At 39.9% G+C, this 12,527-nt stretch carries 8 protein-coding genes; 1 reads left to right on the top strand and 7 read right to left on the bottom strand.

Annotation, left to right across the window (positions count from 1 at the left end; translation table 11 throughout):
• The first annotated feature begins 409 nt into the window (after nucleotides 1–409).
• Nucleotides 410–2,089: a diguanylate cyclase gene (locus tag MKY51_RS03370; RefSeq protein WP_339175292.1), complete on the top strand. Its 1,680-nt coding sequence runs from the start codon at nucleotides 410–412 to the stop codon at nucleotides 2,087–2,089.
• Nucleotides 2,090–2,137: 48 nt separating this feature from the next.
• On the opposite strand, the gene MKY51_RS03365 is transcribed toward MKY51_RS03370, so the two are convergent.
• The 7 genes from MKY51_RS03365 to MKY51_RS03335 form a co-directional block, all read right to left on the bottom strand.
• A complete protein-coding gene (locus tag MKY51_RS03365) occupies nucleotides 2,138–3,439 on the bottom strand; it encodes a peptidoglycan DD-metalloendopeptidase family protein (protein WP_339175291.1) in 1,302 nt (433 codons plus the stop codon).
• A 123-nt stretch (nucleotides 3,440–3,562) separates the two neighbouring features.
• Nucleotides 3,563–4,459, bottom strand: coding sequence for a permease-like cell division protein FtsX (ftsX, locus tag MKY51_RS03360; RefSeq protein WP_339175290.1), 897 nt, complete (start codon nucleotides 4,457–4,459; stop codon nucleotides 3,563–3,565).
• Nucleotides 4,449–5,135: a cell division ATP-binding protein FtsE gene (gene ftsE, locus MKY51_RS03355; protein ID WP_008403596.1), complete on the bottom strand. Its 687-nt coding sequence runs from the start codon at nucleotides 5,133–5,135 to the stop codon at nucleotides 4,449–4,451. Before ftsE ends, ftsX begins: the two co-directional genes overlap by 11 nt.
• Nucleotides 5,136–5,646: 511 nt before the next feature.
• On the bottom strand, nucleotides 5,647–6,861 hold the full coding sequence (locus MKY51_RS03350; protein WP_339175288.1) for a DUF4097 family beta strand repeat-containing protein: 1,215 nt from the start codon (nucleotides 6,859–6,861) through the stop codon (nucleotides 5,647–5,649).
• Nucleotides 6,862–6,947: 86 nt separating this feature from the next.
• Nucleotides 6,948–9,815, bottom strand: a complete 2,868-nt coding sequence (uvrA, locus tag MKY51_RS03345; RefSeq protein ID WP_339175287.1) for an excinuclease ABC subunit UvrA — start codon at nucleotides 9,813–9,815, stop codon at nucleotides 6,948–6,950.
• A 5-nt stretch (nucleotides 9,816–9,820) separates the two neighbouring features.
• A complete protein-coding gene (gene uvrB / locus MKY51_RS03340; RefSeq protein ID WP_339175285.1) occupies nucleotides 9,821–11,803 on the bottom strand; it encodes an excinuclease ABC subunit UvrB in 1,983 nt (660 codons plus the stop codon).
• 346 nt (nucleotides 11,804–12,149) lie between these two features.
• Nucleotides 12,150–12,389 carry an IDEAL domain-containing protein gene (locus tag MKY51_RS03335; RefSeq protein WP_079524745.1) on the bottom strand — a complete coding sequence of 80 codons (240 nt, stop codon included), beginning with the start codon at nucleotides 12,387–12,389 and terminating at the stop codon, nucleotides 12,150–12,152.
• Nucleotides 12,390–12,527 lie beyond the last annotated feature (138 nt).

The raw sequence follows: 12,527 nt of genomic DNA, 5'->3' as shown, positions 1-12,527 counted from the left end.
TTTTAATGCTGCAGGGGAAAAACTCCAAAAATAAATACATAAATACTTCTATCAAATGTGATTAATTATTATTAAAAACGGGTATTTTAAATATACATATTTTAATATGAATATATAGTCTTAATACAATAGTCCTTAAAATAAGATTTGAATAATTAAATTTCAGTTCATTTATAAGTAAATATACATAATAATTAGCAAACATATTAACTTGATTATGGCTATTCTTACGGAGTTCCTATGATAGTGAATCAATTGACGGAAAATCGGTTAGCTTCTATTATTAATAAATTAATTACTACAATTAAAAATAATGAAAAAATTCCAAACACTGAATTTATCTATGAAGATGCCCATACTTACTTCAGAAGAATTAAATTTTAGTCCAGTTTAAACAAGGGGAACTTTTATGGAAAAATTTTATCAAGAAGTTTTAATGAACGGTATTAAAGATATGGTCTTTATTCTTAAAGTTGTAAACGATGATTTCCGCTTTCAGTTTGTTAATACCGCTGCGATGGAACGACTAAATTTGTCTAACCGGATTATAGGCTCAAGCATTTTGGATATCGAGCCAAAGGAAAAAGGAAAATTTTTATATAAGCAGTACAGCCAAGTTGTTGAAAGTAAAAAAAGCTATACTTACGAAGATATTTACGAAAAGAGCGGAAAAAAGTATAATGCTGAAACCGTTTTAAGCCCATTTTTTGATGAAAAAGGCGCTGTAGATCAAATCATAGCCGTTGTTCGAGATATTACACAGGAAAGAAAAGCACTATCAAATGCCATGGAAATGATCAATAGCCTTGCTGAAAGTAATGAGCGTTACCATTCTTTATTTTTCCATAATACGGACGGCATTTTTGTTTTAAATAAGATGGGTTATATTACAGAGGGAAACGAAGCAAGTGAACATATTACCGGGTATAAAATAAAGGAACTGTTCGGTAAACCTCTTAAAGAGCTGGTGGACAAAGAAGATTCCGGCAACTTCGAACATCTAATAAATGAAGCACTAAAAGGAACAAATCAAAGCGGAGATATAATCTTCAAAAATAAAGACGGCCAGCAGGTTAACATCATTTTTAAAATCATCCCACTTTTAATCGATGAGAAAATCATTGGACTATACGGAATTTTGAAAGATGTTACGGAACAGATTCAAAGTATTAACAAGCTGGAAGAAAGTGAAAAACGGTTCCGCATTATTGCAGAAAATGCCCAAGACTTAATTACAGTTGTTAATAAAGACGGCGAAATTACATATGTTTCCCCTTCTTATAAAAAGATATTAGGGTACTGCAATCAGGAATATCTTGAAAAAAGCTTCCTTCATAATGTCCATACAGAGGATGAGGAACGACTAGTAGAAGTTGTCAGTAATTCGATCTATACAGGTGAACCTTTTACTATTCAATTTAGACAAAAAAATGCTGAGGGCGTTATGATCTGGTGTGAATCCATCGGAAATCCGGTTTTCAATCATAATAATGTTTTTCAGCATCTTGTTGTACTTACCAGAGACATAACTTTAAGAAGAGAGTCTGAAGCCAAATTAAAATATTTCGCTTATCACGATAGCTTAACCAATCTTCCGAACCGACTTTATTTTAAGGAACAATTTGCCTTTGCAAAGGAACAGTTTCTAACAAATCATACGCCTCTTGCCTTAATACTTTTAGATATTGACCACTTTAAACAGATCAATGATAACTATGGCCATGATACAGGTGATGCGGTTATTAAAGAATTTGGCGCTCGTATTAAAGCCGCGATTCGGGATCATGACATGGTGGCAAGATTAGGCGGAGATGAATTTGTCATTCTGCTCTCAAACATTCCAAGCTCACAAAATGCGCTAGAAATTGCAGAGAGAATTAACCAAACTATTCGGCAGCCATGGAAACTGAATGGCCATACTTTATCAGTTACAACAAGTATGGGAATCGCAACGTCGAGCAGTCAACAGAACTTCACCGAATCCAGCTTAATGAAAAAAGCCGACATAGCCTTATATGAGGCTAAAAAAATCGGGAAAAATTGCTATAAATTATATGATAACGGTAACTTTCCCAGCCTTTCTTCATAAACACATAAAAAGACCAAACTTTAATCAAAGTTTGGTCTTTTCTCTATGTTACAGTGAAATATAATTTAATGGGTTTACAGCGTTTGAACGACTGCCGTTCCATTCACCGACATGAATTTCAAAGTGTACATGCGGTCCTGTTGAGTTCCCTGAATTCCCTAGGCGTGCAATTTGCTGGCCTTTCGAAACAGATGCACCAACACTCGTATTAAATCCGCTTAAATGGGCATACGTTGTTGTAAATAATTGGCCTTCAATTGAGTGAGTGACCATAACAACATTACCGTAACCATTCATCGAACCAACATAAGATACAACACCATCTGCTGCTGCAACAACCGGTGTTCCGATTGAGTTGGCAATATCAACACCTAAGTGATTCTTACTTCCAATCGGTCCAATATCACGTCCGCCGAACCCTGATGTAAAACGGCCCGCTGCTGGTCTTGTCCAATGTCCTGACGATACAACCGGCAAGTTACCGGAACTTACAGAACTATTACTGCTGCTTTGTTTTTTCTTTTTAGCAGCCGCAGCTTCCAATGCTTTTTGACGGGCAACTTCCGCTAATCGGCGCTGTTCTTTAAGGAACTTCTCTTCAAGTTCTTTACTTAATTCAACTTTATCATGGTACTGTTCTTTTAAATCTGTCTTCTCAGCACGTAATTTCGCTTCTTCTTTTTCAAGCTCCGCTACTAAACGTTTCTTTTCTTTCTTTTGTTTGTTTAATGAAGCCATCAAACTCTTTAATTCTGCTTTATTCGCTTCAAGATTTTCTTTCTTCTTCACAAGCTCCAGCTTTTGAACTTCAAGCTTTTCCTGGTCTTCTTTTTGCTCACGCATAATTTGACGGTCAGCGTCCATAAGTGTGCTTACAGCAGAAAAACGATCGATAAAGTCTACGAAACTATTTGCTCCAAGCAGGACGTCAAGGTAGCTTACTGTACCGGATGACTGTATTGCGCGAGCACGTTCACGTAATAGCTCGTTACGCTGTTCGATCTTCTCTTTTAATTCTGCGATTCCTTCTTCTAAAATAGAAATCTCTTCGTTTGCAATTTCAATATCCAATTCAACAACGGCAATTTTATGGTTCGTTTCATTAATTTCCCCACCAAGTTGCTCCAGTTGTGAAATGATTTTTTGCTGTCTGTTTTGATTTGTTTGAATCTCATTTGTTTTTTGTTCAAGTGATTTATTAATCGTTTTCTTTTCTGCTTCGAGTTGACTACGCTCTTTTTTCAGTTCATCTAATGTTGCTGCAGATGCTGCTGCCGGTATTTGAACAAATAGCGCTAGTGCAAGGACTGCAGATACGGTTTTAAATGAACGCTTCGTTAGCTTCTTCAAAAACTTTTCCCCCTAAATGCATGGGTAAGAGTGGCTCTTTTTATCTCAAAAAACGAGCCACTTCCCACTATTTTCGTCATTGTCAATTTTGCCTTGGCAATGTGTGACAGTCGCTGAAAGAAGTTATACTTTTAAAAACTTACGAACTGACATAAAACTACCCCATATACCGATGAACATCCCAATGAAAATAATTAATGCGTTCACCTGATACATAAGTGGTGTTACTTCTAATAATTGGAACAATTCCCCTTTTAATCGAGGTGCCAATAAATCATAAATATTATAATAAGCAATTGTAACGGCTGCGACCGGAATAATCGATCCAATCAAACCAAGCCACATTCCTTCCAATACAAATGGAATGCGGACGAAAGAATTTGTAGCCCCTACAAGCTTCATAATTTCAATTTCATCTTTACGTGCAATAATCGTAATGCGAATTGTATTAGAGATTAAGAACATTGCTGTAAACAGCAGGCCTAAAATTAATACGAGTCCAACATTACGAGCGATTTCCAAGAAGTTAAATAGTTTCTCTACTTTACCCTCGCCATATTTTACTTCAAATGTATTGTCCAAGCTATCAATCTGCTTAGCGACATCAGCTGTTTTCAGAGGATCGACAGCTTTGACATACAGCACATTATATAACGGGTTGTTCTGTTCGAATAAACTTAATTCATCACCAAAATCTTTGATTAACTTACTTAATTCCTGTTCTTTTGAAGAATATGTAACTTCTTCGACATCCGGCATATTATGAATCTCGTCAAGAAGCTGTTCTTCTGCAAGTTTTGCTTCTTCCGCTTCCGGAATAATATCGATCATGACACGAATTTCAACATCGTTCTCCAAATCGGAAGCGACTTTGTTTAAATTCATCATGATTGCAGCAAATACACCGACCAATAATAATGTGACCGTTACAGCACTGATTGAAGCGAGTGTCATCCAGCTGTTACGGCCCAATGATTTAAAACTCTCACGGAAATGACGGGCAATTGTTCTAGTTTTCATAGCCGTAGTCACCTCCGTACTCGTCACGGACGATCATTCCGCCTTCAATGGCAATAACTCTTTTACGCACTGTGTTTACGATTTCACGGTTATGTGTTGCCATTAAAATTGTTGTACCTTGGCGATTAATTTCCTCAAAAATATTCATAATTTCCCACGAAGTTTCCGGGTCTAAATTCCCTGTAGGCTCGTCCGCAATCATCACTTTCGGACGGTTCACAATCGAGCGGGCAATTGCAACGCGCTGCTGTTCCCCACCTGACAGCTCATTTGGCAGCATCCGCACTTTATGCTTCAAGCCCACCAGTTCGAGTACTTCCATTACCCGTTTACGGATAACACTTGGCTGTTCTTCAATTACTTCCATCGCGAACGCTACATTTTCATACACTGTTAAGCGCGGCAATAATTTAAAGTCCTGGAAGACGACACCAAGATGACGGCGTAAATGGGGTACGCGATTGTTTTTTAACGTTCTCAAATTAATGCCATTAATGATGACATCGCCGGAAGTCGGTTTTTCTTCGCGGTACATCAACTTAATGAATGTCGATTTACCTGCTCCACTCGGACCAACTATATAAACAAATTCGCCCTTTTTTATATGAACCGTAATCCCGTTAGCGGCGACGACCCCATTAGGATACTTCTTCACTACATTATTCATTTCAATCATTCACGAAACCACCTAAGCTCAATATCTAGTATTTTAAATTTTAGTCTTACCCATTATAGCATTTTCAGGCTCAAATTTTATTACATTTTCTTTTCAATGTAAGCCCCGCCTCGTTTTCGAGCTCTCTGGACCGTCATGACAACATTACAAAATTTCGATTGTCGCTAAATTTTCATGGAAATATACTCGTTTTTAGGATTTCGTAATGTATTTGTTAAAGTATGAAATGTTCTTAATATAATAAAATACTCTACACTATTTTTAATTATTCGACGTTGTCAGTGAAAACCCTTCTCAATATTTGGGTTATTATGGTATTTTTAGGTGGTTTTTTAGAAAGAACATTTTTCCCTGTAGGAATGCGGCAGTTTGTGACTTTTTATTGGAGATTTCTCGGAAAACAAAAAAATTAAAGGCATCCAAATTCTATGTGAGAAGATGGATGCCTTTTGATGTAATTTATGTTGCTTTAGGAACTCGAACCCTATGCCTTGGTTAATAAAATCCTGGTCTATTGCAATGTATAACGTACGAGCACTGTACCTGTACGAGATTCTCCTACTAATTTCAGAAGTTTCGCACCTTCCAGTTCTTTTGAGAAGCGAACCGATTTTGACAAGAATTGCTCCTCTTCTTCTGTAATAAGCGCATCACTTAAACCGATATCTGCTTTACCGAAGTTTGAGAAAACCTGGCCGTCCAACGCAACGGTTTTCGGAACATAAATTTCAACTGAACCCGCAAGTGCGCGTGCCTTGATTTTGTGCGCTTCTGCACTCGTTGTTGTAATGACAACATGTCCATTCATTGATTCTGCTTCGATTTCGTTTAATTCGCCGTCCACATATATGCGACCATTCGCTGTGCCAATTTCCAAATCATCACCTTTTATTTGACGGGCTTCTACTGCACCATTGCTCGTTTGCAGTTCCGCATGATCGAATGTTGCATTTTCCAAACGGATGACACCGTTATGAGTACGTGCTTTTACTAGCTTTGCATCAACCTTTTCGATTGAAACACTACCTGTTAATAATTTTGCAATGACGACATCATAATGTTTTTCTGGAATAGCTACTTGTACTTTCACTTGCGCAAATTTATTTGTTGACTGAATAAATAATTTGTCATTTGTCAGCTTCGACATATTTTCCGTTGCCTGTGCAATCGTTTCTTCCTCAGTACCTTTTAACGGTGTTTTCCCAGTGACATTGACAGTAACTAAATCATCCGTTGCACGTACGATATCGACTTTACCGTTGGCGATTTCCAGCTCTACCCCTTTCACATCAGCTACTGGGTATGCGTACGTTTTCGTAAATTCTACTTTTTCCCCAAACGGTGTATCAATATCAAGCTCTTTGAACTTCGATAAGGCCGCACCGACCAATCCTGTCATACGTGTGCTGAATTGCGATAAATCCTGTTTAATATCGCCCATAAACTCGTCCATTTTTTTATTGAATTCTTTATCGTTAAATGACTTGCCGAAAATATCTTCAAATCCTGTTGTTTTACGTTTTTCTTTTTGCTCTTCAAAAACCGGTTCTGCCTTATGCGGCTCTTCCTCAAACTTTTCTTCAAAAACCGGTTGCTCGATCGGTGCTGCTTGTGCTGGAGTGGATTCCTTTTCCGACGACAATTTTTCCAGTAATACAATTGCCTCTTCTGCCGTAATTGTACCGCTTTCAATTAATTTTAAAATGCGCTTACGTTCTTCTTGCATAAAAAAATTCCTCCCTCTGCTTCGTATATAGTTATTATACGAGGAGGGAGGACGAAAAGTTTCGTTTGCGCTCTCAGTTTTTCAATCTATTTATTTTTCGCTTCTTTAATTCTTGATTCCATACGCTCACGGTCACGTTCGAGAATCGGTTTTAAATAACGTCCTGTATAGCTTTCCTCTACTTCGGCAATTTTCTCCGGCGTACCTGTCGCTAAAATGGTACCCCCACCTTCGCCGCCTTCAGGACCTAAATCGATAATATGGTCGGCAGTTTTGATGACATCGAGATTATGCTCAATAACAAGGACCGTCTCACCGTTTTCAACTAAGCGCTGCAATACAAGCAGTAGACGGGAAATATCATCCGCATGCAAACCGGTCGTCGGCTCATCCAAAATATAAAATGATTTGCCGGTTGAACGGCGATGCAATTCAGACGCCAATTTTACACGTTGTGCTTCCCCGCCGGATAATGTTGTGGCAGGCTGGCCAAGCTTCACATAACCAAGCCCGACATCGACAATCGTTTGCAGTTTACGCTGGATTTTCGGTAAGTTCCCGAAAAACTCCAACGCATCTTCTACTGTCATTTCTAGAATATCGGAAATATTTTTATCCTTATATTTTACTTCCAGAGTTTCGCGGTTATAACGCTTGCCGTGACAAACTTCACACGGCACATATACATCCGGCAAGAAGTGCATTTCGATTTTAATAATACCGTCCCCGCGGCAGGCTTCACAACGTCCGCCTTTTACGTTGAACGAAAAACGCCCTTTTTTATAGCCACGCACTTTCGCTTCATTCGTCATCGCAAAAACATCACGAATATCATCGAATACACCGATATATGTGGCAGGATTTGAACGTGGTGTACGGCCGATTGGCGATTGGTCCACATCGATTACTTTCTCCAGCTGTTCCAAACCTTCTATTGCTTTGTGCTTGCCAGGCTTCACTTTTGCCCGGTTCAGCTTTGATGCGAGTGACTTATATAAAATCTCATTTATCAATGTTGATTTACCGGAACCTGACACACCCGTAACGGCGATGAATTGACCTAATGGGATATCGACGCTGACATTTTTCAAGTTATTCTCGGAAGCGCCTTTAATCTTTATTTTTCGGCCATCTGATTTCCGGCGTTCAAGCGGAAGCGGAATAAATTTCTTCCCGCTTAAATATTGGCCGGTAATCGATTCTTTGTTTTTCATTACTTGCTTTGGTGTCCCTTGTGCAATGACTTGACCGCCATGCACACCGGCACCGGGGCCAATATCGATTAAGTGGTCTGCAGCCATCATCGTATCTTCATCATGCTCGACGATAATTAATGTATTGCCAAGATCACGCATATTTACAAGTGTATTGATTAACCGGTCATTATCACGCTGATGCAGCCCGATTGACGGCTCGTCCAAAATATAAAGAACCCCTGTTAGGCGGGAACCGATCTGTGTCGCCAGTCGAATCCGCTGTGCTTCCCCCCCGGATAATGTTCCGGCAGATCGTGCAAGTGTTAAATAATTCAAACCGACATCCAATAAGAACTTCAGTCGCTCAATTACTTCGCGAATAATTAAATTCGCAATCTGGCGTTCTTTTTCCGTTAATTCTAGAGAACTAAAGAACTCATACATTTCCTGAATGGAGTGGCGTGTTGCTTCCGAAATGTTCTGGTCTTTAATTTTTACTGCCAGTGTTTCCTTTTTCAGACGGTGCCCTTTACAAGTAGCGCAAGGCTGTTCCGTCATGTACTTTTGCATTGATTCGCGCACATAGTCCGAAGAGGAATCTTTAAATCGGCGCTCGATATTCGCGATGACGCCTTCAAATTCAATATTTTTCTTATGCATGCTGCCGTAATCATTCGTATATTCAAATAGAATCTTTTCTTTTCCTGAACCGTATAAAATTTTATCCAATTTCTCTTTTGGAATATCTTTTACCGGTACATCCATTGGAATATTGTAATGCTTGCATACGGAAGCCAACAGCTGCGGATAATAGTTGGACGATACGGATTCCCATGGTGCAATCGCATTTTCAAGGAGTGTTAAATCCCAGTTGTGGATGACCAGATCGATATCGGCCTTTGCCTTACTTCCAAGCCCGTCACACGTAGGGCAAGCCCCGAATGGACTGTTGAAGGAGAACATGCGCGGTTCAAGTTCACCGATCGAAAATCCGCAAAGCGGACATGCATGATGCTCACTGAATAACAGCTCCTCATGATCGATAACATCGACAAGAACACGGCCATCCGCAATTCTGAGCGCTGCTTCCAGCGAATCACTTAAACGTGTTTCATTGCCCTCTTTTACGACAACACGGTCCACGACTACTTCAATTGTATGTTTTTTATTTTTATCCAGCTCGATATTGTCATCGAGATCACGCAGTTCCCCGTTTACTCGGATACGTACAAAGCCTTGTTTTTTCAAGTCTTCTATCAGCTTTACATGCGTCCCTTTTTTCCCTTCGATAACAGGAGCAAGGAGCTGCATTTTTGTGCGTTCCGGATACTCCATCAAGCGGTCGACCATTTGTTCAACCGTCTGTGATGTAATTTCAATCCCATGGTTCGGGCAGTACGGTTTTCCGATACGCGCAAAAAGCAACCGCAAATAATCGTAAATTTCCGTTACTGTACCGACAGTCGAGCGCGGATTGCGGCTCGTCGTCTTCTGGTCAATCGAAATGGCCGGTGACAGCCCTTCAATTGTATCGACATCCGGCTTGTCCATCTGTCCTAAAAATTGTCGTGCATATGCAGACAATGATTCAACATAACGACGCTGCCCCTCCGCATAAATCGTATCAAATGCCAGTGACGATTTACCGGAACCTGAAAGCCCTGTCACAACGACAATTTTATCGCGAGGAATTGTGACATCAATATTTTTTAAATTATGCGCTCGTGCACCTTGTACGACAATTTCTGTATTTTTCACATTGTTCACCCTTCTGCTTTCAATTCAAATATCATGTCACGTAATTCAGCCGCGCGTTCAAAGTCCAGCGCTTTTGCGGCTTCTTTCATTTCACCCTGCAATGTCTCAACAAGCTTCTCCAGCTCTTTTTTCGTCAGCTTTTTGCCGCCTGTTACTTTTGTAATATATGTTTCTTCCCCTTCCGCAGCTTGTGTAGCGCGGATAATTTCAGGAATCTTTTTAATAATAGTTTTCGGTGTAATACCATGTTTTTCATTGTAGGCCATTTGAGTTTCACGACGGCGTTTCGTTTCACCGATCGCCTTTGTCATTGAATCCGTCATATTGTTGGCATACATAATGACATGACCGTTCGAGTTACGTGCAGCACGTCCAATCGTTTGAATGAGTGAACGTTCCGAACGCAGGAACCCTTCCTTGTCCGCATCCAAAATCGCGACAAGGGAGACTTCGGGAATATCAAGTCCTTCCCTCAATAAGTTAATGCCGATCAGCACATCATAAGTTCCTTTACGAAGCTCACGGATAATTTCGATCCGCTCCAAAGTTTTGATCTCGGAATGCAGGTATTCTACTTTCAAGCCCATTTCTTTTAAATAGCTTGATAAATCTTCAGACATCTTCTTCGTCAATGTCGTAACGAGTGTCCGTTCATTACGGCGGATACGCTCATGGATTTCATCGATCAGATCATCAATCTGTCCTTCAATTGGACGGATATCAATTGTCGGATCAAGCAGCCCTGTCGGACGAATAATCTGCTCCACCATTTCCGGTGTATGCTCCAATTCGTATGGACCCGGTGTTGCCGACACATAGATCGCCTGGCTTACCTTTGACTGGAACTCATCAAACATTAGCGGGCGGTTATCCAGTGCTGACGGCAGACGGAAACCATGTTCCACCAGTACCCCTTTCCGAGCCTGGTCTCCATTATACATACCACGTACTTGCGGTAATGTAACATGGCTTTCATCAACGACTAGCAAAAAGTCCTCAGGGAAGTAATCGAGTAATGTATACGGTGTCGCCCCTGCTTCACGCAATGTTAAATGGCGCGAATAGTTTTCGATACCTGAGCAAAAGCCCATCTCTTTCATCATTTCCAGATCATAGTTTGTCCGTTGCTCCAAGCGCTGTGCTTCCAGTAATCGGTCTTCCGAACGCAATACGGCAAGACGCTCCTCCAGCTCTTTTTCGATATTTGCAATGGCCACTTTCATCTTTTCTTCACGGGTAACGAAGTGGGATGCCGGGAAAATCGCTACGTGCTGACGGTCCCCTAAAATTTCGCCCGTCAATGCATCCACTTCACGGATCCGGTCTACTTCATCTCCGAAAAACTCGATACGGATACAGTGTTCATCGCGTGATGCCGGAAAAATTTCGACAACATCCCCGCGTACTCTGAACGTACCGCGTGTAAAGTTAATATCATTCCGTTCATATTGAATGTCTACCAGTTTTCTTAATAACTGATTGCGCTCGATTTCCATCCCTGTACGAATGGAAACGACCATTTCACGATATTCTTCCGGATTACCGAGACCGTAAATACACGAGACGGACGCGATAATAATAACGTCTTTCCGTTCAAATAGAGCAGTCGTTGCCGAGTGGCGCAATTTATCGATTTCTTCATTAATACTTGAATCCTTTTCAATGTACGTATCCGTTTGCGGCACATACGCTTCCGGCTGGAAGTAGTCATAATAGCTGACAAAATACTCAACCGCATTGTCCGGGAAAAATTCTTTAAACTCACTATATAATTGGCCGGCCAGTGTTTTATTGTGTGCCATCACGAGCGTCGGCTTATTCACTTCTTGAATTACATTGGAAATCGTAAATGTTTTACCTGTCCCTGTCGCACCAAGCAATGTCTGGTGACGCTTGCCTTCTTTAACCCCTTGTACGAGCTGTTTAATCGCTTCCGGCTGGTCCCCGGCAGGCTGATAGGCGGACTTTATTGTAAAAGTTTCTGTCATATTCAGATTGTCCTTTCTGTCGCTTATGGTATGTTCTATTTTAACATACCCGTTTTTAATTTACGATAAAATTGCGAACGTACATTCGAATTTTGTGTTGTGAAGGCGTTTTGAATTTATTAGAACTTTGGTAACAGATATTAGAAAACTACGGTGACTTATTTGAAGATTGATGCCGGTTATTCGAAAATCCCGTGCACTTATTAGAAGAATTATCCTTTTAATTAGAAAATAACCTACTTATTAGAACTATTTTTGTTTTATTAGAAACTTTCAATCACTTATTAGAAAACAGCCTGAACCCGCTGCTTTCCCATAAAAAAAAGCCACCTGAAGAGGGCGGCTCTTAAGAAACAGTTTCGAGTAACTCTTTTAATTCTGTAGTATAGCTGTGAAATGCTTGTTCGTTCTTTTGATCTAACGATGTATCGATAAGTAACTTTAATTGTTCAATACGTTGCATCCGCTGCAACCGACTAATAAATAAATCTAAATAAATTTCATTCAATAGCTTCTCTGCATGATGTTCAGTGGACTGCTGACTAACCGCTTTTAAAAAGTCTGTATACGAATAATATTTATCCATCGATATCACCTCGACCTCTTTTAACCATTATAAATTAAAAGTCATTTAATTTGCAATATATTCTGAAAAATTATCATATTACAGAATTTTCTAAATATAATGTTGATTTTTAGCAAATTATGCAGTAGTTTAGATGTA

The sequence above is a fragment of the Solibacillus sp. FSL R5-0691 genome, assembly GCF_037974225.1.
Lineage (GTDB): Bacteria > Bacillota > Bacilli > Bacillales_A > Planococcaceae > Solibacillus.
The sequence above is the reverse complement of the archived record's forward strand: the minus strand, read 5'-3'. Positions and strand labels throughout refer to the sequence as shown.

Excerpts from the sequence above, each read along its gene's own strand:
- ftsE (WP_008403596.1), bottom strand. The coding sequence starts at position 5,135 with ATGATTGAAATGAATAATGTAGTGAAGAAGTATCCTAATGGGGTCGTC.
- MKY51_RS03335 (WP_079524745.1), bottom strand. The coding sequence starts at position 12,389 with ATGGATAAATATTATTCGTATACAGACTTTTTAAAAGCGGTTAGTCAG.
- MKY51_RS03370 (WP_339175292.1), top strand. The coding sequence starts at position 410 with ATGGAAAAATTTTATCAAGAAGTTTTAATGAACGGTATTAAAGATATG.
- MKY51_RS03350 (WP_339175288.1), bottom strand. The coding sequence starts at position 6,861 with ATGCAAGAAGAACGTAAGCGCATTTTAAAATTAATTGAAAGCGGTACA.
- ftsX (WP_339175290.1), bottom strand. The coding sequence starts at position 4,459 with ATGAAAACTAGAACAATTGCCCGTCATTTCCGTGAGAGTTTTAAATCA.
- uvrB (WP_339175285.1), bottom strand. The coding sequence starts at position 11,803 with ATGACAGAAACTTTTACAATAAAGTCCGCCTATCAGCCTGCCGGGGAC.